This window comes from Natronobacterium haloterrestre (assembly GCF_900112205.1).
In the GTDB taxonomy this organism is placed as follows: Archaea; Halobacteriota; Halobacteria; order Halobacteriales; family Natrialbaceae; genus Natronobacterium; species Natronobacterium haloterrestre.
The window spans coordinates 59,295-81,289 of sequence record NZ_FOKW01000001.1 but is presented as its reverse complement, the minus strand read 5'-3'; the positions used below and the strand labels follow the sequence as shown (position 1 = coordinate 81,289).

23 protein-coding genes are annotated in these 21,995 nt (G+C 68.3%); 15 read left to right on the top strand and 8 right to left on the bottom strand.

What is annotated here, in order from left to right; genetic code table 11:
- Window positions 1–174: 174 nt before the first annotated feature.
- From BM113_RS00415 to BM113_RS00400, 4 genes are read left to right on the top strand one after another with little or no spacing between them, the layout of a single operon-like run.
- The gene (locus tag BM113_RS00415) at window positions 175–1,443 is read left to right on the top strand and encodes an ABC transporter substrate-binding protein (RefSeq protein ID WP_177209067.1); all 1,269 of its coding nucleotides are present in this window, start codon (window positions 175–177) and stop codon (window positions 1,441–1,443) included.
- Between the two features lie 9 nt (window positions 1,444–1,452).
- Window positions 1,453–3,432 carry an ABC transporter permease gene (locus tag BM113_RS00410; RefSeq protein ID WP_089785530.1) on the top strand — a complete coding sequence of 660 codons (1,980 nt, stop codon included), beginning with the start codon at window positions 1,453–1,455 and terminating at the stop codon, window positions 3,430–3,432.
- A complete protein-coding gene (locus BM113_RS00405; RefSeq protein ID WP_089784389.1) occupies window positions 3,432–4,238 on the top strand; it encodes an ABC transporter ATP-binding protein in 807 nt (268 codons plus the stop codon). The genes BM113_RS00410 and BM113_RS00405 overlap by 1 nt, the downstream gene beginning before the upstream one ends.
- A complete protein-coding gene (locus BM113_RS00400; RefSeq protein ID WP_089784387.1) occupies window positions 4,235–4,963 on the top strand; it encodes an ABC transporter ATP-binding protein in 729 nt (242 codons plus the stop codon). Before BM113_RS00405 ends, BM113_RS00400 begins: the two co-directional genes overlap by 4 nt.
- A 4-nt stretch (window positions 4,964–4,967) precedes the next feature.
- Here BM113_RS00400 and paaI read toward each other — a convergent pair whose 3' ends face one another.
- Both paaI and BM113_RS00390 read right to left on the bottom strand, forming a co-directional pair.
- Window positions 4,968–5,360 carry a hydroxyphenylacetyl-CoA thioesterase PaaI gene (gene paaI, locus BM113_RS00395; protein WP_089785529.1) on the bottom strand — a complete coding sequence of 131 codons (393 nt, stop codon included), beginning with the start codon at window positions 5,358–5,360 and terminating at the stop codon, window positions 4,968–4,970.
- Window positions 5,361–5,401: 41 nt separating this feature from the next.
- Window positions 5,402–6,046, bottom strand: coding sequence for a helix-turn-helix domain-containing protein (locus tag BM113_RS00390; protein ID WP_089784385.1), 645 nt, complete (start codon window positions 6,044–6,046; stop codon window positions 5,402–5,404).
- A 99-nt stretch (window positions 6,047–6,145) separates the two neighbouring features.
- On the opposite strand from BM113_RS00390, the gene paaA reads away from it, so the two are divergent.
- The 7 genes from paaA to BM113_RS00360 all read left to right on the top strand — a co-directional run bounded on the left by paaA (window position 6,146) and on the right by BM113_RS00360 (window position 10,582).
- Window positions 6,146–7,087 (top strand): 1,2-phenylacetyl-CoA epoxidase subunit PaaA, encoded by a 942-nt coding sequence (gene paaA / locus BM113_RS00385; protein ID WP_089784383.1) that lies wholly within the window; start codon window positions 6,146–6,148, stop codon window positions 7,085–7,087.
- A gap of 2 nt (window positions 7,088–7,089) precedes the next feature.
- Window positions 7,090–7,407, top strand: a complete 318-nt coding sequence (gene paaB, locus BM113_RS00380) for a 1,2-phenylacetyl-CoA epoxidase subunit PaaB (RefSeq protein ID WP_089784381.1) — start codon at window positions 7,090–7,092, stop codon at window positions 7,405–7,407.
- Window positions 7,407–8,306, top strand: a complete 900-nt coding sequence (paaC, locus tag BM113_RS00375; protein WP_089784379.1) for a 1,2-phenylacetyl-CoA epoxidase subunit PaaC — start codon at window positions 7,407–7,409, stop codon at window positions 8,304–8,306. Before paaB ends, paaC begins: the two co-directional genes overlap by 1 nt.
- Window positions 8,306–8,749: a 1,2-phenylacetyl-CoA epoxidase subunit PaaD gene (gene paaD / locus BM113_RS00370; protein ID WP_089784377.1), complete on the top strand. Its 444-nt coding sequence runs from the start codon at window positions 8,306–8,308 to the stop codon at window positions 8,747–8,749. Before paaC ends, paaD begins: the two co-directional genes overlap by 1 nt.
- Entirely contained in the window at window positions 8,746–8,916 is a 171-nt protein-coding gene (paaE, locus tag BM113_RS22135) for a 1,2-phenylacetyl-CoA epoxidase subunit PaaE (RefSeq protein ID WP_007142073.1), read from the top strand. The genes paaD and paaE overlap by 4 nt, the downstream gene beginning before the upstream one ends.
- Window positions 8,917–9,000: 84 nt before the next feature.
- The gene (paaK, locus tag BM113_RS00365; protein WP_089784375.1) at window positions 9,001–10,284 is read left to right on the top strand and encodes a phenylacetate--CoA ligase PaaK; all 1,284 of its coding nucleotides are present in this window, start codon (window positions 9,001–9,003) and stop codon (window positions 10,282–10,284) included.
- A 94-nt stretch (window positions 10,285–10,378) separates the two neighbouring features.
- Window positions 10,379–10,582 (top strand): DUF8027 family protein, encoded by a 204-nt coding sequence (locus BM113_RS00360; RefSeq protein WP_089784373.1) that lies wholly within the window; start codon window positions 10,379–10,381, stop codon window positions 10,580–10,582.
- 65 nt (window positions 10,583–10,647) lie between these two features.
- Here BM113_RS00360 and BM113_RS00355 read toward each other — a convergent pair whose 3' ends face one another.
- The 4 genes from BM113_RS00355 to BM113_RS00340 all read right to left on the bottom strand — a co-directional run bounded on the left by BM113_RS00355 (window position 10,648) and on the right by BM113_RS00340 (window position 15,852).
- On the bottom strand, window positions 10,648–12,699 hold the full coding sequence (locus BM113_RS00355) for a primary-amine oxidase (protein WP_089784372.1): 2,052 nt from the start codon (window positions 12,697–12,699) through the stop codon (window positions 10,648–10,650).
- A gap of 78 nt (window positions 12,700–12,777) precedes the next feature.
- Window positions 12,778–13,752 (bottom strand): NAD-dependent epimerase/dehydratase family protein, encoded by a 975-nt coding sequence (locus BM113_RS00350; protein ID WP_089784370.1) that lies wholly within the window; start codon window positions 13,750–13,752, stop codon window positions 12,778–12,780.
- A 64-nt stretch (window positions 13,753–13,816) separates the two neighbouring features.
- The gene (locus BM113_RS00345) at window positions 13,817–15,517 is read right to left on the bottom strand and encodes a thiamine pyrophosphate-binding protein (RefSeq protein ID WP_089784368.1); all 1,701 of its coding nucleotides are present in this window, start codon (window positions 15,515–15,517) and stop codon (window positions 13,817–13,819) included.
- Window positions 15,514–15,852, bottom strand: a complete 339-nt coding sequence (locus BM113_RS00340) for an EthD family reductase (protein ID WP_089784366.1) — start codon at window positions 15,850–15,852, stop codon at window positions 15,514–15,516. Before BM113_RS00340 ends, BM113_RS00345 begins: the two co-directional genes overlap by 4 nt.
- Window positions 15,853–15,969: 117 nt before the next feature.
- Between BM113_RS00340 and BM113_RS00335 the strand changes: the two genes are divergently transcribed.
- The gene (locus tag BM113_RS00335; RefSeq protein WP_089784364.1) at window positions 15,970–16,446 is read left to right on the top strand and encodes a VOC family protein; all 477 of its coding nucleotides are present in this window, start codon (window positions 15,970–15,972) and stop codon (window positions 16,444–16,446) included.
- Window positions 16,447–16,557: 111 nt separating this feature from the next.
- A complete protein-coding gene (locus BM113_RS00330; protein WP_089784362.1) occupies window positions 16,558–17,148 on the top strand; it encodes an HD domain-containing protein in 591 nt (196 codons plus the stop codon).
- A 356-nt stretch (window positions 17,149–17,504) separates the two neighbouring features.
- Here the strand turns inward: BM113_RS00330 and BM113_RS00325 are convergent, their stop codons facing one another.
- Both BM113_RS00325 and BM113_RS00320 read right to left on the bottom strand, forming a co-directional pair.
- Window positions 17,505–18,938 carry a zinc ribbon domain-containing protein gene (locus BM113_RS00325; protein ID WP_089784360.1) on the bottom strand — a complete coding sequence of 478 codons (1,434 nt, stop codon included), beginning with the start codon at window positions 18,936–18,938 and terminating at the stop codon, window positions 17,505–17,507.
- Window positions 18,935–20,122 carry a thiolase domain-containing protein gene (locus BM113_RS00320; RefSeq protein WP_089784358.1) on the bottom strand — a complete coding sequence of 396 codons (1,188 nt, stop codon included), beginning with the start codon at window positions 20,120–20,122 and terminating at the stop codon, window positions 18,935–18,937. The genes BM113_RS00325 and BM113_RS00320 overlap by 4 nt, the downstream gene beginning before the upstream one ends.
- A gap of 107 nt (window positions 20,123–20,229) precedes the next feature.
- On the opposite strand from BM113_RS00320, the gene BM113_RS00315 reads away from it, so the two are divergent.
- Window positions 20,230–21,126, top strand: a complete 897-nt coding sequence (locus BM113_RS00315) for a 3-hydroxyacyl-CoA dehydrogenase family protein (protein ID WP_089784357.1) — start codon at window positions 20,230–20,232, stop codon at window positions 21,124–21,126.
- Entirely contained in the window at window positions 21,119–21,955 is an 837-nt protein-coding gene (locus BM113_RS00310) for an enoyl-CoA hydratase/isomerase family protein (RefSeq protein ID WP_089784355.1), read from the top strand. Before BM113_RS00315 ends, BM113_RS00310 begins: the two co-directional genes overlap by 8 nt.
- Window positions 21,956–21,995 lie beyond the last annotated feature (40 nt).

Sequence of the window (21,995 nt, the reverse complement as noted above, 5' to 3'; positions counted from 1 at the left end):
CCGTGCTGGACCGATGCCTTGGTTCGCCCCGCTCGACGGCCACCGACGAGCGACACCCCTCGGCGGTGATTCCGCCCGATTCGGCGCGGAATCGACAAATGCTGCCGGAGACGCCTGATAAAACCCCCACAAAACGGGGTAGATTTTTATAATGTATTGTAATCTACTGGAGGTATGTCTCGAGATGGCACATGCCAGGGGAGCAGGCGACGGCTTCTCAAGGCGATCACCGCGGGTAGCGTCGGCGGGCTGGTCGGGGTCGCCGGCTGCGTGGGGGATCCGGAACAGGCGGGCGCCGACGACAACGACGGCGAGTTCGACACGGTCCAGTTCGGGGTTCTCGAACCCTTCAATGGGGAGTTCAGCGAGCTCGCCAAGGAACGTCACCAGGGAACCGAACTCGCGATCGAACAGATCAACGAGAGCGACGAGTACGAGTTCACGATCGAGTACGAGGAGTACGACACGCAACTCGATCCGGCGACGGCGACCCAGCGAGCCGAACAGGCCGTCCAGTCCGACGGGGCACAGTTCATCACCGGCTGTATCTCGAGTTCCTCCGCGCTGGCGATCAACGACTTCGCTCTCGAGAACGAGGTCGTCTACACGCCGGGCGCGGCGGACGTCTCGATCACGGGATCGGAGTGCAACGAGTACGTCTTCCGGTTCGAGACCAACACCGCACAGATCGCGGAGGCGATGGCCCAGTGGACGGCCGACGAACTCGGGGACCGGATCTTCTATCACATCGCGGACTACGCCTACGGGGATTCGGTGCTCGAGGAAGTCGAGACCCGCATGGAGTCCATCAGTGACTCCTACGAACGGGTCGACGTTACCCGCTCGGATCCGGGGTCGACCGACTTCGAGGCGTTCATCAGCCAGATCTCCAACGCGAGCGACGAGGCCGATGCGCTCGTCGTCGGGATGACGGGAGCGGACCTTGCGATCTTCCTCTCGCAGGCCAGCGCACGGGGCCTGCAGGACGAGATCCCCATCGTCACGACGACCGCGTCGTTCCGGGCCGTCCGGGCCGGCGCGGGGGAGGGCGCGTACGACGTCTACAGCGGCGTGCGGTACGTTCCGAGTATCGAGACCGGTGACAACGGGGCGTTCGTCGACGCCTACCAGAACGAGTACGACGACGTGCCGGACAACTTCTCGCGGGTCGGCTACGAGTCGATCCGGATGGTCGCGAACGGAATCCGCGAGGCGGGATCGAACGATCCGACGACGGTCAGGGAGACGCTGTCGGGGATGGAACACGACACCATCTTCGGTCCGAACGAGTTCCGCGAGTGCGACCAGCAGGCGGTCAACCCGGTCTGGATGGGCGAGTGCGTCGAACCCGACGAGGGCGAACTCGCCGACGTCGAACTCCTGACGGACCTGTCCGGCGAGGAAGCCATCCCCGACTGCGAGGAGACCGGCTGTGACCTCTAGGGGATGACCATGGTCGAAGGACTCCTCCAGGCGCTGGTCGACGGCCTGACCATCGGGATCGTGTACGTCCTGTTAGCCGCCGGGCTGTCGGTCATCTTCGGGGTGATGAACGTGATCAACTTCGCCCACGGGGAGTTGTTCGCGCTCGGGGCGTACTTCGCGCTGGCCCTGGTCGGTCCGTTCGGCGGCTACGGCTTCTTCGCGGCCCTGCTCGTCGCACCGCTTCTGGTCGGGCTCATCGGCGTCGGCATCGAACGCTACACGGTCCAGCCGCTGTACGGGCGCAACCCCCTCTACCACATCCTGCTGACGTTCGGGCTGGTGTTGGTCATCAACGACCTCATCTACCTCGTCTGGGGGCCGGGGAACGTGAGCCTCGCCGTTCCGGCCGTCCTCTCGGGGACGGTCACCGCCTTCGGCCTCAACGCCAGCGTCTACAACCTGTTCATCATCGCCTTCGGCGCGGCGATGGCGCTTGCCGTCTGGGCGCTGCTCGAGTACACGAAGTACGGGCTGATCGTCCGCGCGGGGTCCCAGGACCGACAGATGGTCCGGAATCTGGGCATCGACATCGACCGCTACTACTCGCTTGTCTTCGGCGTCGGCGCGGCCCTGGCCGCCGTCGCGGGGATCATCCTCGGCGGCTACCAGACGGTGAGCCCGGAGATGGGGATGTCGGTCATCATCCCCGCGTTCGTCATCGTCGTCCTGGGCGGCCTCGGGAGCTTCAAGGGCGCCGTCGTCGGCGGGCTGGCGGTCGGGATCATCCAGACGCTGCTGCGGACGTACGCACCGATCCTCGAGGGCATGGTGATCTTCCTGCTGATGATCGCCGTGTTGCTCGTCCGCCCCCACGGCCTGTTCGGGTCGGAAGCGCCGGAGGGCGAGGGCGGCGGGGACCTGCTGACCGGTTCCGGCGGCGTCCTCGAGGCCGAGACGCGACGGCGTCTCGGCCTCGCGGCGGTCGGCCTCCTGGCGCTGGTTCCCCTGGGTGCGGGCACGCTGTACTCGACTTACGCGGTCACGCTGATGGTCGAGATCCTCATCTGGGGGCTGTTCGCGCTCAGCCTCGACTTCGTGATGGGGTATACGGGGCTGGTGTCGCTCGGCCACGCGCTGTTCTACGCGCTCGGGGCCTACGCCGTCGCGATCTCGCTGGCTCACGTCGGCGGCTCCGCGTTCGTCGCCATCGGGCTGGCGATCCTGCTGTCGGCGGCGATCGCCTGGTTCGTCGGCTACCTCTCGATCCGCGTCTCGGGGGTCTACTTCGCGATGATCACGCTCGCGTTCGCCGAACTGTTCTACAACCTGCTGTTCCGGCTGGAGATCACCGGCGGCTCCGAGGGGCTGTTCGGGCTCTCGGCGTACTACGGGCTCGCCGGGGTCGGGATCAGCCTCGAGGAGATCGCGATCTTCGTCGGCCCCGTCGCGCTGACCGGCCAGTCGCTGTTTTACTACATCGCGCTGGCGACGCTGGTCGGCGCGTTCCTGCTCACGCGGCGGATGCTCGAGTCGCCGTTCGGCGCGGTGCTGAAGTCGATTCGCGAGAACGAACAGCGAGCGACGTTCGTCGGCTACGAGACGACGGTCTACAAGCGCCGCGCGTTCGTGATAAGCGGCGCGCTGGCCGGGCTGGCCGGCGGGCTGTTCACCCTCAACGCGGGGTATGCCACGCCGTCGTTCGCCTACTGGCTCCACTCCGGCGAGGTGATCGTGATGGTCATCCTCGGCGGGATGGGAACGCTGTACGGCCCGATCATCGGCTCCGGCGTGTTCTTCGGCCTCGAGGAGGTACTCACCGAGTTCACCGAGCGATGGCGACTGGTGCTGGGAACGGTCTTCGTCCTGTTCGTCATTTTCCTGCCCCAGGGACTGGTATCGCTGCCGGCCCAGCTCGAGCCGTACCTCGGCGGTTCGGGCCCGGGGCCCGAGCCGGAGCCCGAACCGGAACCGACCCCCGAGGACTCGAGCGTTCGAGGTGACGACTGATGGCTGCCGAACCCACCCAACCCGACACGGATCGACGCGCCGCGGAAGAACAGATCCTCCGAACCGACGGCCTGGTCAAGAAGTTCGGCCAGTTCGTGGCGACCGACCGCGTCGACCTCACCGTCGAGCGCGGCGAGTTCCGGAGCATCATCGGCCCGAACGGGGCCGGCAAGACCACGCTGTTCAACCTCGTCACCGGCGCGCTCCCGGTGACCGAGGGCGAGATCTACTTCGACGGCGAGGAGATCACCGGGCTGTCGCCGTCCGAGCGGGTGCGACGCGGGATGGGTCGCTCGTTCCAGATCTCGAACGTCTTCGGCGGGCTGACCGTCCGCGAGAACGTCCGGCTTGCCGCCCAGTCGATCGACCGCGACGAGTACAACGCCCTCGAGGCGCTGTTCAAGCCGACCGACCGCTACGACGGGATGAACGAACGCACCGACGCGGCCCTCGAGCGGATCGGCCTCGCGGACGTCGCGGAGGAGCAGGCCGACGCGCTCGCCTACGGCGACAAGCGCCGCCTCGAAATCGGCGTCGTGCTGGCGACCGACCCCGACCTCGTCCTGTTCGACGAGCCAACCGCCGGCATGAGCGCCGAGGAGACCCAGGAGACGATCGATCTGATCGAGGAGGTGCTGGTCGACCAGACGCTGTTGCTCATCGAACACGACATCGAACTCGTCATGGAACTATCCGACCGCATCACCGTGTTGAACCGCGGCGAGATCCTCGCGGAGGGAACGCCCGAGGAGATCGCCGCGAACGAGGACGTACAGGACGCCTACCTCGGAGGGATGATCGAATGAACGGGACCACAGACCCGCTGCTCTCGGTCGACTCGGTCGACGCCGGCTACGGCGAAACGACGGTGCTACAGGACCTCTCGCTGTCGATCGACGAGGGCGAGATCGTCTCGCTCGTCGGCCGCAACGGCGCGGGCAAGACCACCACGCTGCGGACGATCATGGGCATCCTCGAGCCGACGAGCGGCCGGGTCGTCTATCGGGGCGACGACGTCTCCGGCCTCGACGCGACGAGGACCGCCGCCCGCGGGATCGCACTCGTCCCGGAGGAACGGCGGATCTTCCCCGAGTTGACCGTCAGGGAGAACCTGGAACTGGCCGACCACGGCGGCGCACCGGAGGCCGACTCGCTGTCGGTCGCGGAGGCCCTCGAGATGTTCGAGAACCTCCGGGAGCGGGCGGGCAACGCCGGCTCGTCGCTGTCGGGCGGCGAACAGCAGATGCTCGCGATCGCCCGTGCGCTCGTCGGCGGGGCCGACCTCGTCCTGCTGGACGAGCCGACCGAGGGGCTGGCCCCCTACATCGTCCAGGACGTGATGGACATCGTCGAGCGGCTCAACGACCGCGGGATCACCGTCCTGCTGGTCGAGCAGAACGTCCACGTCTGCCTCGAGCTCGCCGACCGGAACTACGTCATCAACCAAGGCGAGATCGTCTACGAGGGGACCTCCGCGGAGCTGGAGGCGAACGAGGAGGTGCTCGACAGGTATCTCGGCGTCACGGCCTGAGCAGTCAGGGTTTGTACACCCGCCCGCGGAACGTCGCCACCCGTTCCTCTTCTTCGTCCGTAACCGTCACCTCGTAGGCCGCGGTGCGTCCGGCGTCGTGGGTCTCGGTCGCCGTCGCGGTCAGCGTCGTTCCGACCTCGACGGCCTCGAGGTACGAGACGTTCGTCTCGAGCGCGACTGCCGTCTCGCCCCGCGAGTTCGACGCGGCGGCGAACGCGGCGTCGGCCAGCGAGTAGATCGCCCCGCCGTGGGGCGTCCCGTGGAAGTTCGTCAGGTCCTCGGTCACCTCGAGTCGGGTCGTCGCCGACCCGGGCTCGAGGCCGACGAGTTCGATTCCCAGCGTCTCGCAGTAGGCGTCGCTCTCGATGTGCTCCCTGACGCGACCGCTATCTGTCATACGATACCACGCCATGCCGGGGATAAAGAAGGTACCGGCGGCTAGTCGAAGATCTGCTCGAACAGCGCCCGCTCGCCCCGCCGCAATCGCTCGAGGAAGGCAGACTTGCTGACGTCCAGTTCCGCGGCGACCTCCTCGGTCGAGGTCGCCCGCGGGATCTCGAAGTAGCCCAGTTCGAGGGCCGCCCGGATACACTCCTCCTGAGCGGGCGTGAGGTCCCACCGCCGGCTGGGGACCTCACGGGCCTCCGACTCGAGGGGGTAAATCCGCTCGAGGGTGACGCCGACGGTGTCGCCGGCGGCCTCCATGACCCCTTTGAGGACGTCGCGTCCGACGACCGCGCCGAAGATGGCGGTCGCGTCCTCGCGGTACCGCAGCCGTTCGACGATGAGCCCGTTGTCGATCAGTTCGTGGACGATACAGGGCTGTTTCGACAGGCAACGGTACCGGTAGCGGCCGTCGCTCTTCGAGACGTGGAGATAGGAGATCCGGTCGTCCGCGTCGAGGACCTCGGTGAGCCGGTCGCTTTTGGGTGCGCTGAACTGCAGGAGGTCGTTCCCGTCGTTGCGCCGCTGTGGCGGTTGGGCCTCGACCTCGACGTCGACGTCGACCGCGGCGGTCGCCTCCGCCAGCGGACAGTCGTCGTTTTGCACCCGGAATTCGACCACGAGGCATTCGTCGATCATCGGGACGTATGTGGTATGTTATACGACACCAATATATAAAACCCCTTCATGTAGCGGTCAACCCCTAAGACTCTCACGATCGTTCATTCGGGTGAAACCATGGACCTGGACACCGTGAAAGAACGAGCGGGCCCGCGGGAGTTCGACCCCGCGGACGACCTCCCCGAGGAGTACCGGAAGGCGGCGACCCGGATGATCGAGTTCCACGCCAACAGCGAGATCATGGGGGCGTACCTGGAGCGACCGTTCATCCGGCAGGCGCCGAGCATCGACCGCAAACTGGCCTTCTCCGCGAAGGTGCAAGACGAGATCGGCCACGGACAGTTGCTCTATCGTGCGGCGGAGTCGCTGGGCGTCAAGACCCGCGAGGAGATGCTTGACGACCTGGCCAACGGCGACGGGAAGTTCCTCAATTGCTTCCACTACCCGATGGAGGACTGGGTCGAGACGCCGATGATCGCCTTCTTCGTCGACGGCGCGGCGATGCGCCGGCAGGCGACGCTCCGGCGGACCAGCTGGGAGCCGTACGCCCACGCGATGGACAAGGTGTGCTTCGAGGAGGGGTTCCACGTCAAACACGGCGAGGACATCCTCCGGACGCTGATGACGGGCTCCCGGAAGGAACAGAAGCTGACCCAGGAGGCCTTCGAGAAGTGGTGGCCACGCATCATCCAGTTCTTCGGGCCGACCGACGACCGGAGCACGCACCACGACTTCGCGTCCGCCGTCGGGCTGAAACAGCAGTCCAACGACGAACTCCGGCAGGCGTTCCTCGATCAGTACATCCCGAAAGCCCGGAAGTACGGCCTCGAGATCCCCGACGAGCCCCGCATTCGGGAGCGGGACGACGGCACCTACGAGGTCGTCGAGGACGACCTGGACTGGGACGAGTTCTTCACGATCGCCAAAAACGAGTACGAGCCTGGCGTCGGCCAGATCGACGGCCGGAAGAAGGCCCAGGAGGCCGTCGAGTGGGTCCGCGACACGCTCGAGAGCAACGACATGCCCGCCGGTAACCAGCCCCCGCAGGCAGCCGACTAACCATGATCTGGGAAGTATTCCGACAGGAGAAGCAGGGTGACTACCACACCCACTGTGGCAACGTTCACGCGCCGGACCGCGAGATGGCAAAGCAGTTCGCCGCGATCCAGCACGGCCGGCGCAAGCCGACCAACAGCCTCTGGGTCGTCCCGAAAGAGGAAGTCGGCGAGACCGACGCCGACGACGTCGCCTTCGGCGGCACGACCGACAAGGCCTACCGGTGGGCGACGGCCTACAACCCGGACGTCGACCACGCCGAGGAGGTCGTCGAATCCGAGGGTCAGCAGGCCGAAGCCGAGAAACAGCGGGGTGACGCGTGATGTCCGCGACCCTCGAGTCCCCGGCGGACCTCGACGACGAGGAACGCGAGGCGCTCGAGACGCTGCTCAAGCGACTCGGCGACGACGAGTACGTCCTCGCCGAGCGCTACACCGAGTGGCAGGTCAAGGCACCGACCCTGGAGTCGGACCTGGCGCTCGCGAACAACGCCCAGGACGAACTCGGCCACGCCCGCCTGTGGTACGACGTCCTCGAGGACCTGGGGTACGAGGAACACGAACTCGTCTACGAGCGCGAGGCCGACGAGTGGCGCCACAGCACGCTCGTCGAGCGACCCTTTGCCGAGGGCGACTGGGCCGACGCCGTCCTGCGTCACTACCTCTACGACGTCGCCGAGGACATCCGGCTCGACGCGCTCGAGGGGTCGTCGTACGCGAAGATCGCCGACCGCGTCGGCAAGATCCGAAGCGAGGAGGAGTACCACCTCGAGCACGCGAGCAACTGGGTCGAACGGCTCGCGAACGGCGACGAGGGCGCCGAACGGCTACAGGACGCCGTCGATCGGCTGTTCCCGCACGCGCTGACGCTGTTCGAGCCGTGCGCGCCGGCCACCGGCGCGGGAGACGCGAGCGGCGACGAGGACGTCGAGGAGACGATCGTCTCGGCCGGCTTCCGCGACGCAACCCTCGAGGAGATGCGCGAGGGGTGGCTCTCGACCGTGGTTCCGTTCCTGGACGACCTCGGGCTGGAGACGCCGGCCTCGGAACTCGTTCACTTCGACGAGTACGAGTTCGACGTGACCGAGGACGTCCTCCCCGACGCCGTCGGCCGGGACGGCAGCCACACCGACGCCTGGGACGACCTCCGGGAGGAGTTCACCCACACCTACCGCGAACTGGAGCGTAGCGAAGCGACCAAGATCATGGACAAACCCGAATAATGAGCAGCAACACGCCGGGCCCCGACCCCGATCCAGACCCCGATCCCGACTCCAACGCGACCCCCTGTGCGTACACCGACTACCGCGAGGGCGAAGGCGCCGAGGACCTCCCCGCCACCGGCGAGGACGCGGCCGGCCTCGAGGCCGACGTCTGGGACGCCGTCTACGGGATCGAGGACCCCGAGATGCCGGTCAGCATCGTCGATCTCGGCTTGATCTACGGGGTCAGCGTCGAGGACGGCACCGCGACCGTCGACATGACGCTCACCTACTCGGGCTGTCCGGCACGGGACATGCTCCTGGAACGGGTCGAGGAGACGGTCGCCGACGTCGACGGCGTCGAGGAGGTCGACCTTCGGCTCGTCTGGAGTCCGGAGTGGACCGTCGAGATGGTCACCGAACAGGGCAAGGCGGACCTGAAGGAGTTCGGACTGAGCATATGAGACGGAGCCGCGATCCGAGCGTCGAGACCAGCGGCGACGAGACGGGCGCTGAGTGTCCCTACTGCGAGTCGACGAACACCGTCCGCGAACACCCGAAGGGGCCGTCGCTCTGCCGGTCGATGCACTACTGCAACGACTGCGAACAGCCCTTCGAGAAGTTCGAGTGAACGCCTTTTCCCGGTAGTCGCCCCTGGCTCGAGGCCGCGACTCAAGAACTTTGGTACTTGATACCATCAGTGACGGATAGACGCATGTCGGAGACCATCCACCGCTGGGGGCGCGAGGAGCTGCGCGAGCTACAGTCCAGACGGCTGCGGGAGACGGTCGAACGGGCCTACGAGCACGTTCCGCTCTACCGGAACCGCCTCGAGGAAGCCGGCGTCTCGCCGGCCGACGTCGAGAGCGTCGACGACCTCGAGAAGCTACCGTTCACCACGAAGGAGGACTTCCGCGACGAGTACCCCGACGGCCTCTTCGCCGTCGACGACGACGAGATCCGGCGGATCCACGCCTCCTCGGGGACGACGGGGAAGCCAAAGATCGTCTCCTACACCGAGGGCGACCTCGAGGTCTGGCGCGATGTGATGGCGCGCTCGATGGCGGCCGCGGGGGTCGAGGCCGGCGACACGGTCCAGAACGCCTACGGCTACGGACTCTTTACGGGTGGGCTCGGCTTCCACGGCGGCGCGGAGGAACTCGGCGCGACCGTCGTTCCGTCCGGCAGCGGCAACACGCAGCGACAGGTCGAACTCGCGCGTGACCTCGGGAGCGACGCGATCGGCTGTACCCCCTCCTACGCGCTGTACTTCGCGGAGACGGCCGAGGAGATGGGGGTCGATCCCCGCGAACTTCCGCTCTCGACCGTGCTGTACGGCGCGGAGCCCTGCACCGAACCGATGCGCGAGGAGATCGAGCGGCGCCTGGGCGCGACGGGAATCGAGAACTACGGCCTCTCCGAACTGATCGGCCCGGGCGTCGCCGCCGAGTGTCGCGAAGCCCAGGACGGGATGCACATCCACGAGGACCACTTCTACCCGGAGGTGATCGACCCGGGGACCGGCGAACCGCTGCCCGAGGGCGAGGAGGGCGAACTCGTCCTCACGTCGCTCTCGAAGGAGGCGCTTCCCGTCCTGCGGTACCGTACCGGCGACCTGACGACGCTCACCTACGAGGAGTGTGAGTGTGGCCGGACGACGGTCCGGATGGACGGCGTCACCGGGCGGGCGGACGACCTCATCATCGTCCGCGGGGTCAACCTCTACCCCAGTCAGATCGAGGACGTCGTCCTCGAGTTCGACGACGTCGCGCCCCACTACCGGATCGACCTCCGCCGCGAGGACACCCTCGACCGCCTCGAGTTGACCGTCGAACTGGCCGAGGACTTCGAGGGGGATCGGGGGGCGCTCCGCGAGGCGATGGCGGAACGGCTCCAGAACGCGCTGTCGTTCAGCCCCGACGCCCTCGAGTTGGTCGATTACGGGACGATCGAGCGGACGGAGGTGGGGAAAGTCAAGCGGGTGTACGACCACCGGTGAGCGAGTCCCGGACTCGACCGTGACCCCGCCGTCGACGACCGCGGGCCGAGCGACCCGACCACGTTATAAGATGAATGGCGTCATACGTTATCGTATGCCAGTTCCAGGGTACGATCCCGAAGACATCGAGGACGCGCTCGAGACCAGCCTGGGAGAAACACACCTCGAGGAGTACCTCTCCGAGTCCGAACGCGAGACCTACCGGCAGGGCGACGCCGAACTGGTCGACCTGCTCGAGGCCGACGAGATCCGGGAGATCATCGGGGACGAGGACGTCTCGGTGGATCCGAGCGGCTGAGGTGGGTCCAGCGTCCGGGGTCCGGAGATCCGAGACGATCGGTCGGGACCCGGGCGGGGCCGGGATCAGTCGTCGTCGGCTTCGGCGTCCGCGTCCGTCCCGTCAGCCCCGCAGGCGCCGTGGCCCGGCACGTCCTGTCCCTCGATCGCGTGCTGGGGCGGCACGTCGATCGCCGGGCTCTCGTCGAAGAAGTTGTCCGGTTGGAGTTTGAAACTGTAGACCTGCACGGGCAGGATCGGCCAGTCTTCGGGCCGGGTCACGTGGTTGACCCCGAGCGTGTACCAGCAGACGAGGTCCTCGTCCTCGAGGTCGCGGTCCGCCTCGGTCCAGGCCGGCAGCCCCGCACCGCCGGGGTGCTGGTTCGGATACCGACCCGCGGGGAACCGTTCGTCCTCGCGGAACGGCGTCGCCCACAGGTGATAGCGGATGAAGCCGGAGCGGTCCATCACGCTCGAGTCGGGGTGGACCGCAGCCTCGACGTTGCCGCCGGGCACGAGGCGGTACCCGGTCGGCCTCCCGAGGCGGTTCTCCGCGTTCTCGTTGACGATCTGCCAGTACCGTCCCTTCAGCGGGTCGATCAGGTCCTTCGCGGCTTCCTCGCTGGTCAGTTTCTCCCGCTTCGCGTAGAAGGCGTTGCCGCCGGGATTGTGCGTTCGGTCGTCGGCCTCCCCCATCGGGTCCGTCCCATCCGGGCCGACGGGAACTGTTCGGTTCTCGACGCGGTAGAGGCTGTTCGGTCCGTCGTCGACGTTCATGTCGAGCCGGAAGTTGAAGAAGTGCTGGTGGATCGGCCCGTTGAGTTGCGGCGCGACCAGTTCCCCGTATCCGGACGGGTCCTCGTCGGGCGCCACCGTCGAGACGCTGTCGATCCCCGTCAGCCGCACCTCGACCTCGATCGAGGCGTCCTGGTAGAAGTACCAGTTGAAGATGTAGTCGTAGTTGCCCACGGCCGCGACGAACGAGACGACGAGCCGGCGACGACGGCGGACCTCGTCGCTCTCCGTCCGCCAGTCGCTGCGCTCCCAGAGCGTCCCGTTGTCCTCCTCGTGGAGGCAGATAGCGTTCTCGAGGACGTTCGCCTCGCCGTCGGCCGTGTTCATCACGGCGTCCCAGTAGTGCATGTGCCCGAGGCAGTCGCAGCCGTTGGTCAGCGACTTCGCCAGCCGGCCGATGTTGTACTCGCCGACGTCCATCGCGTTCTTGAACCGGTCGTTGACGTCGGTCGTCCCGTACGGCACCGACATCTCGGCGCAGGAGGCCCGGTCGATGATCGAGCGCACCTCGCCGTCCCCGTCGTCCTCGTAGCCGATGTCGTACAGGACCAGGCCTTCCCGCTGGGTCCAGCCCACGCGCATGTGCCAGCCCTGCCACTCGAGTTTGTGGCCGTCGACGCTCCAGCTGGGACCGTCGGGCTGGTCGACGTTGTAGGCGGCCAGGTCCTCCCGCAGGTCCACGTCGTCCTCGCGGTAGGCCATCCACTCGGGCGGCAGCGGCTGGTCCTCGTCCGGCGGGCCGTAATCGACGACCTTCAGGACCTCCATCCGGTCGAGGTCGACGAACGTGTGGATGCCGGTCAGCGGCTTCGCGTACCCCTCGTCGCCGTCGTCCTCGCTCGGCCGGAGGAAGGTCAGCCCGTGAGCCAGCCGCTTCGACCGATCGACGTCCTCGGGGATGAACTCGTGACCGGCCGACCAGGGGTCGACCATCGCGCGGTCGGTGTTCTCGACGCCGCGTCGCTCGACGGCTTCCTGCCACTCCTCGTTCGCCTTGACCGTCTCCTCGCAGGCGATAAACTCCTCGATCGCGATCGAGGGCTGGGCCCCCTCGACGTGCTCCCAGGCGACCACGGCGTCCTCGTCCAGCGAGACGGTCGCCTCGATCGTCTTCCGCTCGGCGCCGTTCCTTATGACGGTCCGTGCTCGCCGATCGGGCGTCTCTCCGGTCTCGTCGTAGGCCTCGAGCGCCTCCTTGTCCGGTTCGTCGAGTTCGATCTTGATGCAGAGGCTATCCTCCCCAACGTTCCGCTCCCGGGTCAGAATTTCGTACGCCGTTTCGATCTCCTCCGGCGACAGCGGGTCGAGCGGGTGGTCCGCCACTGGCGTGTGTTCGAGCGCCATGAGATTCGTCACCACGAGCCAAGGTAAATAAGTTCGCTGCCGGCAGCCGCCTGCGGCGATCGGAACGAGCGAATCCGACTACACGGGCTCGAGCCCCGCTTCCTCCCGGAGGACGTTGATGTACTTCCGGAAGCCGGACTCGAGATCGTACTCGGGGTCGTAGCCCAGATCCTCCTGCGCTTTCGTCATGTCCAGGTTCTGCGTCCAGGGGAGTTCGCCGTCGTCGGAGACGTCGATCTCCGCGTCGGAGAGGATCGACTCGACGGTCTCTGCGGCCTCGCGGATCGTCGCGAGGACGCCCCGGACGTTGTAGACCCGCTGGGAGAGGTCCTCCTCGCGGGTAAACGCCGCCTTGCGGAACGCCTGGGCGATGTCCTCGACGTGCTGCCAGTCGACGTACTGGTCGCCGTACTCGACGCTGTAGGACTCGCCGAGCGCGGGCTTCTCGACGATGTTCGCCAGGAACGCGGAGCCCCCGGTCTCCCGGTAGGGGCCGTAGGCGACGGTCGGGCGCAGGGCGACGTGATCCAGCCCGTAGTCCTCGCGGTAGACCCGGGCCTGGTGTTCGTTGTACTCCTTGGTCGCCCCGTAGAGGGTGTCGGGGTAGACGAGTTCGTCCTCGTCGACCCACTCGGCGTCGTAGTTCTCGGGGGGCGCGTAGGCGGCCGCCGAGGAGGCCCAGGCGACCCGTTCGACCTGGTCGTCGAGGATCCGGGCCGCCTCGAAGACGTTGTTCGTCCCCATGATGTTCACGTCGGCCGCGCTCCGGGGGTTCTCCCGGGCCGTCGTCGTCAGCAGCGCGGCGAGGTGGACGATGTGGGTCGCGCCCGTCTCCCGCACCGCGCGGATCACGTCGGTCGCCTCGGAGACGTCGCCCCGTCGCACCTCGACGTCGTCCGCGACGCCGAGGTTCTCGAGGATCTCCGTGTCCGTCGAGAGGTCGTAGGCCACGACGTCGTGGCCACCCTCGAGCAGGTCCTGTACCACGTAGGAGCCGATGAAGCCGGTGCCGCCGGTGACCAGTACGGTCGCGTCGTCAGTCACGTTCGTCATGGTCTCATAGTGTGTCGATCGATCACGTATAGGTTGGTGTTCGTTCGCACGTCGATGCGCCCCATCACTCGTGAAGCCCTCCCACCGACTCGTAGAACGAGGAGGCGAGCTGGTCGGCCATCTCCTCCTCGCGGTCGATTCGGACGTCGACGACGTGCGGGGTGTCGGCCGCCTTCCCGTCCTCGAGGGCGTCCGCGAGGTCGTCGGGGTCGGTCACCCGCCGGCCGACCGCGCCGAACGCCTCGGCGACTTGCACGAAGTCGGTGTCGTGGAACTCGACGCTGGCGATCTCGCCGTGGCCCTCGTCCTGCATCTGCCGGACCATCCCGAGGCTGGTGTCGTTCAGGACGACGAACGTCGGCGCGACGCCGTACTCGACGGCCGTCTCGACGCTGTTCATCGTCATCGAAAAGCCGCCGTCGCCGGCGACCGCGATGGCGTCCTTGTCGGTCGTCAGCGCCGCCGAGACCGCGGCCGGCTGGGCCCAGCCCATCCCGCCGACGCCGCCGCTGCCGAAGTACGTGCGGACCGCGGGCGTCTGCAGGTAGTACAGCAGCCAGAACCGGTTGTTCCCCGAGTCGGCGGTGACGATCGTCTCCCCGTCGACGACCCGCTGGATCTCCGCGGCGGCCCGCTGGGGTTTGATCGGACTCGAGTCGTCCCGACACTCGGGTGCCGTGAACCACTCCCGGGCTTCGGCCGCGCGCTCGAGCGCCCACCCGTTTTCGGCGCCGCCCGCGTCGGCCAGCGCCGCGAGGCTCTCCGCCGCGTCGCCGATGAGGCCCACGTCGGCGGGGTAGACCCAGCCCGCGTTCCGGGCGTCCACGTCGGCGTGGACGATCGTCTGCTCGTCCGGCCGGACGAACTCGGGGGCCTGCCAGTTGGTGTCCATCGGGTTCAGCCGACAGCCGACGACCAGGAGCGTGTCGGCTTCGCTGACGACCCGGTTTGCCCCCTCGTGGCCGAACGAGCCGATGACTCCCGCCGCGCGGTCGGCCGTCTCGGGGTAGGTCGACTTCCCGAGGTAGGAGGTCACGACCGCGCAGTCGTAGGCGTCGGCGACGGCCGCGAGTTCGTCGTAGGCCGTCGCGGCGTGGACGCCGTTGCCCGCGATCACGACCGGCCGGTCGGCGGCCTCGAGTGCCTCGACGGCCGCCGCCACGTCGTCGTCGGTCGGCGCGGCGTCCCAGGTGCGGGCCTGCTCGCGGGCGTCCCAGGCCGGCGGCGTCGGGTCGTCGGGCACCTCGTCGGTGATCGCGTTCCCGTCCAGGATCACGGCGGTAGGGCCCGGCCGGCCGGCGACGGCGTGTTTGAACGCCAGTTGCGTCGACCGCAGCGTCTCGACGGGCGTCCGCGGGAACCACCACTCCTTGGTGATCCCCTCGAGGATGTCGGGCAAGCCGAGCCCGCCGTAATCCCCGCGGGACTGCTGGTAGGGGGCGAGCGTCGAGTACTCGCCGCGTTCGGAAGCCTCGGTGAGCACGACCATCGGCGAGGACGCCAGCCGGGCCTCCATCTGGCCGATCGCCCCGAGGCTGCCGATCCAGGGGCCCTGGCCGGTGAGCACGGCCGGTCGCCCCGTGAGGCGGCCGTGTGCTTCGGCCATGACGCTCGCCTCGCGCTCGTCGCGGGGGCGGACGACCGTCACGTCGGAGTCGGGGAGGTGCTCGAACAACTCGATGGCGCGGCCGCCCGGGTAGCCGAAGACGTACTCGACGCCCAACTCCTCGAGGGTCGCGACGAGTTCGTGGGCCGTGGTCGTCATCGGCCCGTCTCGGTCGCGGTCTCGTCGACGTGGACCGTCTCCTCGACGATCAGCCGCGGGCCGGCCCCGACGTCGACGAACTCCGCGGCGTCCGCCTGCGCCTCCCGACCCACGTCGGAGGCGAACGCCTCGTTCAGCGCCGCCTCGTCCTCGACGGTCAACTCGAGGACGCCGTCGTACTCGACGGCCTCCGGGTCGGTCGGTACGGACGTGCTGTACCGCTGCAGGCCGGGCAGTTCACGAGCGATCTCGGCGTGGTCGCCCTGCCACCGCTCGACGAACTCCGCGTGGCTGTACCCGTCCTTGCGGACGAGTAGCTCCACCATCGTGATCATACACTCCCGGCATCGACGGCCCCGAACTTCGTTCTATCGGTGCGGTGTGGTCACTCGACCCGCGACGAGTGCAAACGATACCCAAGATCTATGTGGGCCGCTCGTGGTACTCGAGTCATGGCCGCGCAGCCAGCGATGCCAGCGACGCGGGTCGATCACGTCGGTATCGCGGTGGAATCGATCGACGACGCCGAGCCGATCCTGTTCGCGCTCGGGTGCGAGAAGATCCACGAGGAAGGAAGCGAGTACGGGTCGTTCACGTGGGCCACGTACGTCCTCGGCGACGCCTCGCGGCTCGAACTCGTCGCCCCCGAGGACGGCTCGGAGTCGTTTCTCACCGGCTTCCTCGAGGACCACGGCCCCGGGCTCCACCACGTCACGCTCGAGGTCGCGGACCTCGAGGCGGCGGTCGAGGCCCTGTCCGACCGCGGCGTGTCGGTCGTCGACCGCGCCGAGTTCGACGGCTGGGGCGAGGCGTTCGTCTCGCCCGAGAACCCGACCGGCACGCTGTTCCAGTTGATGGAGTACTACGACGGCTACGCCGCGGAACGGGAGGCCGGGAAGCGGCTGTTCGTCGACGGCGAGCCGCTGTGATCCCCGGGGGTACGATTTATGTGCGTGCGTCCGAACGTGCCATCCGAACCGAACCCGGCGACCCGTCGAGGTACCGTCGACGAGACGACCGTTCCACGCTGAACTCGAATCATGTCCGAATCCGATTACGATACCCAGATACGCGACGCCTTTCCCGAACTCGAGCGCATCGACGACACCGATCTCGCCGACCGCGTCGTCGAGGCGTGGACGCTCGGCCTCCGACGCGGGGGCTGGCGACACGTCGAGGACGTCCCCTACGCCTGGAACATCCACGAGGTCACGAACGTCGAGCACGTCCGGGGCGTCGCCCGCATCGCCCTCGAGGCCGCCCGCGAACAGCGGGAGTTCCACGGTGCCGATCCCGACACGGATACGATCGTCGCCGCGTGCCTGCTGCACGACGTCGGGAAGTGCTACGAGTACACCGACCACGTCGACGAGGACCTCGTCGACCCCGACCCGCGCTACGGCGGCGAGACGATCCCCCACTCCATCTCGGGGTACGCGCTGGCCCACGAGGTCGGCTGTCCGCTCGCCGTCCAGCGGGCGATCCCCCACTTCCTCGGGGAGGTCCCCGACCGAACCCTCGAGGCCGAACTCGTCAAGAGCGCCAACTCCGCCTCCTCGAACGCGATCACGCAGGCGACGATGGGGATCACCCTCCAGGAGTGGGTCGAGGAGTACTCCCAGACCTCGTGATCCGGGCTCCGTATCGTCGCTCGCCCGACATTCCCGATCCGTTCGAATAGCGGGAACGAGACCACAACCGGCCCGGATCCAGGCCAGTCCGAATCGAGTCGACCCGGCCGATAGTGCTCGAGACCTCCGAAATCGACGCCGTGACCGTCGGGCGGACGGAATCGGCCGCGGACCTCTAGGAATCCGTTCGAGTCACTCGAACGAAACCGTCTCCGGTCCGTGAACGACGCGCTCGCCCCGCCGGTATACAAACGTACCGCTGTAATTCAGCCCGTGTAATCCCCGCGACGAATTATGAACGAGGAATCTCGAGCGGACGTTGCGTTCGAGTTACTCGAACACGCATCGCGCGGGCGCTACTCGAGGAGTCGCATCTTGAACCCGTACCGGGTCACGCCCTCCTGGGTGTAGATCCGGCGGATCGTCGCCTCGACGCGGTCCCCTGGCGAGACCGACTCGTCGCCGACGGTGCCGACCTGCGCGGGCGTCGAGACCGTCGCGGCGCTCCCGTCGCGGCCGTCCTCGACGGCGGGCCCATCGAGTGCCACGATCGCACTGACGTACGCGCCCTCCCTGGCCTGCTGTTCGACGAACTCCGGCGGCGCGCCGCCCTGGCCGATGACCGTCGCCGCCTCGACCGTCCCCGTTCCCGGCAGCGTGACCTCGTCGTAGGCCTCGAACGCGCTACAGCCGGGACAGGCACCCTCCGGCGGGAACGCGAGGTCGCCACATTCCCGGCACCGGCCCGCGACGAGGCGGTGGCGCTGGGGGAGCGTCCGCGTCCAGCTGGGGACGCTGACGTACGCGCCGCCCCCGTCCGGCTCTCCCGGCGTAATATCGCCGCGGGTCCGCAGGTACTCCCCGTAGGACAGCGTCTCCGCGCCCTCGAGGCGGGTCGCGACCGCGACGTCCCCGACGTCGAACGCGATCGCGGCCGCTCCGTCGCCGCCGTAGCCGATCAGGACGACGGACTCGCCCCCGGCCTCGAGCGCGCTCGCGAACCCGAGGAGGGGGCTGGCCGCACCGGTGTCGCCGAGGTCGTGGACGGTCGTCCCCTCCCGGATCGCGGCGGTCTCGACGCCGAGCGGGCCCGCAGCACGGTAGGGGAGCTTCCCGTTCGGCGACTGGAGCGCGACGGCGTCCGCGTCCCCGAGATCGGCCTCGAGGTCGTCGGCGACGGCCGCGACCGCGTCGGTGAACGCCGACCGGTCGTAGGGCGCGATCCCGAGGCCGGTCGTCTCGTCCGATCCCGCGGGGCGGAACCGCGTCCCGGGGGTCGCCGCCGTTCGTTCGGCGCGACCTCGTATCGGTCCCCCGCCGTCCGCGGTCAGGAGGAATGCGGCCGCCCCCGCGCCGCCGGCGTGTTCGACCTCGTCGTCGGGCGCCCCGCGGGGCGCGTCGCTCGCGACGACCAGGGCCGGCCCGTCGCCCTCGAGCCCCGTCGCCAGCGCGTCGACGCCGGCCCGCGTCCCGGCGGTGAACGTGCGCGTTTCGACCGTGTCCTCGCAACCGAGGAAACTCGCGAGCCGCGCGGCGACCGCGCCCTCCTCGAGCGGCGGGGTCGTCGTGGCCAGCAGCAGGCGCGGGACGTCCGCGGGCTCGACGCTACCCTCCGAGAGGGCGAGCCTCGCGGCCTCGGCGGCCATCGTCAGCGCGTCCTCGTCGGCCGCTGGCACGGCGGTCTCGGAGATTCCCGCGCCGTGGAACTGGCCCCAGACCTCCTCGACGCCGTCGGCGGGGAGCCGGTAGCGCGGGGCGTACGCGCCGACGCTCGCGACCTCGAGGGTCATCTCGCCACCCCCTCGCGCTCGCGCTCGAAGACGTGGACGACCGACGCGCCGCCGCTGCCGCCGACGTTGTGGGTCAGCCCGTACCGGGGCCGGGGGTCCTCGAGTTGTCGATCCCCGGCCCGGCCGGTCAACTGGTCGAACGCCTCGACGACCTGGCCGGTACCGGTCGCGCCGATGGGGTGGCCCTTCGACTTGAGGCCGCCGGAGGTGTTGACGGGGAGGTCGCCGTCCGGGTCGGTGCGCCCCTCGCGGAGCAGTTCGGGCGCGGTTCCGGGCTCGCAAAAGCCCAGGTCCTCGTAGGCGATCAGTTCCGCGATGGCGAAGCAGTCGTGGACCTCCGCGAAGTCGAGGTCGTCCGGGCCGACGCCAGCGCGGTCGTAGGCCGTCTCGGCGGCGACCTGCGAGGCCGAGATGCCGGTGTAGCTGTCGCGCTGGGCCAGGCCGACCCGCTCGCTGGCCGCGCCGACGCCGGCGACCCGGATCCGCTCGTCGGTGTACTCGGCGACGACGTCCCCGCTCGCGAGGACGGCGACCGCGGCCCCGTCCGATGTCGGACAGCAGTGGTAGAGATTGAGGGGGTCCGCGACCGTCGGCGCGTCGACGGCGTCCTCGAGCGAACACTCGAAGTCGAGGTGCGCTTTCGGGTTCTTCGCGCCGTTACCGTGGTTCTTGACGGCGACCCGCGAGAGGTCCTCCGCGGTGGCCCCGTACTCGGTCATGTAGGCGCTCGCCATCTGGGCGTAGAGGCCCGAAAACGTCGTTCCCGTCAGCCGTTCCCACTCGGTCTCGCCGCTGACGCCGAGCCAGTACTTGGTCACGTCGTCCGAGAGGTCGGTCATCACCTCGTACCCCCCGGCGACGACGACGTCGGCGAAGCCGCTCTTGATCGCCTGGACCGCGTTACGGACGGCGAACCCGCCCGCCGCACAGGCGTTTTCCACCCGCGAGCATGGAACGTTGTGGAGGCCGACGTGTTCGGTCACGGCCGGCCCCGACAGCCCTAGCTGGCGGCCGCCGACGCCCAGCGTGCCGACGACGGCCTCGTCGACGTCCGCGGCCTCGAGGCCGCGGTCGACGCTGTCGCGCGCGGCCCGGTACGCCTCCGCGAACAGGTCCCGGTAACTCCGGTCCGGGAAGGCCCCGAACGGGGACTGGCCCGCACCGACCAGATAGACGTCTCGCATGCTCGTCGCGTATCCTCCGGAGCCATATATTTGTGCCGTCGACACGTCCCACGCCGGCGGTCGAACGAACAGTAACGTCTTTGGGGCTCGTTCGGGTTGTGTGGCGTATGCACGTCGCAGTACTGGGTGCCGGTACCATGGGTCACGGAATCGCGCAGGTGACGGCGATGGCCGACCACGAGGTCGTGATCCGGGACGTCAACCCCGAGTTCGTCGAGGAAGGCATCGAGTCGATCGAGGAGAACCTCGAGGGCGGGATCGAACGCGACAAGGTCTCCCGCGAGGCGGCCGACGCGGCGCTGGCCCGCATCGAGGGGACGACCCACCTCGCGGAGGCAGTCGCGGACGCGGACCTCGTGATCGAGGCCGTTCCCGAGGACCTCGAGTTGAAGCGGGACACCCTCGAGGACGTCGAGGAACTGGTCGACGACGACGCGATCATCGCGACCAACACGTCGTCGCTGTCGGTCACGGAGATCGCCAGCGCCGCCGATCATGACGGCCGCGTGATCGGCCTGCACTTCTTCAATCCGGTCCACATCATGGACCTGGTCGAGATCGTCGTCGCCGAACAGACCGACGACGGAACGGTCGCGACGGCCCACGAGTTCGTCGAGGACATCGACAAGACGGCCGTCGAGGTGACCGACACGCCCGGGTTCGCCTCCTCGCGGCTTGGTGTCGCACTGGGCGTCGAGGCGATGCGCATGGTCGAGGAGGGCGTCGCCGACCCACGGGACATCGACGCCGCGATGGAACTGGGATACAACCACCCGATGGGGCCGATCGAACTCGGCGACGTGGTCGGCCTGGACGTTCGGCTGGACATCCTCGAGTACCTCCGCGAGGAGCTGGGCGAGCGGTTCAGGCCGCCGCAGGTCCTCAAGCGGAAGGTCCGCGCGGGCAAACTGGGGAAGAAGACCGGCGAGGGGTTCTACGTCTGGGAGGACGGCGAGATCGTCGGCGTCAGCGGCGACGTCGACGGGGGTGACGGGGATGAGTGATCGCGTCGACGGCGCGGAGGCCGTCGAGGAGGCCGCCGCGGACTGCGAGACGGTCCGCGCGACGGTCGGCGACCGCGTCGCCGGCGTCGCGACGGTGACGATGTACCGGCCCGACGCGCGCAACGCCCTGAACGGGCAACTCCGCGAGGAACTGCAGACCGTGCTCGAGGCGATCGAGGACAGCGAGGTCCGCGTCGTCGTACTGACGGGCGCGGACGAGGCCAAGGCCTTCGTCGCCGGCGCGGACGTCGGCGAGTTACGGGAGCGGAACGCCTTAGAGCAACGCGAGGCCTCGAAACGGCCGCGGGTGTACGAGGTCGTCGACGAGCTCCGCCAGCCCGTCATCGCCCGGCTCAACGGCCACGCGCTCGGCGGCGGCTGCGAACTCGCGACCGCGTGTGACGTCCGGATCGCCCACGAGCGGGCGAAAGTGGGCCAGCCCGAGATCACCCTCGGGATCATGCCCGGCGGCGGCGGTACCCAGCGCCTGCCCCGCCTCGTGGGGGAGGGGCAGGCGATGCGGCTGATCCTCTCGGGGGACCTGATCGAGGTCGAGGAGGCCCGCGAGATCGGCCTCGTCGATATCGTCTGCGACAGCGACGACGACCTCGACGAAGCGGTGTACGGACTGGCCGAATCCATGGCCGCGAACAGCCCCGTCGCCCTCGAGTTCGCGAAGGAGGCCGTGAAGGCGGGGTCGCGGATGGACCTCGAGAGCGGCATCGAGTACGAGGCCGAACTGTTCGCGCAACTGTTCGCGACCGAGGACAAGAACGAGGGGATCGACGCCTTCTTCGAGGACCGGGAGCCGGAGTGGCAGGGCCGATAGGTCGGCGCGCCTGAACTTTTATTGTCCGCTGTGCAGGACT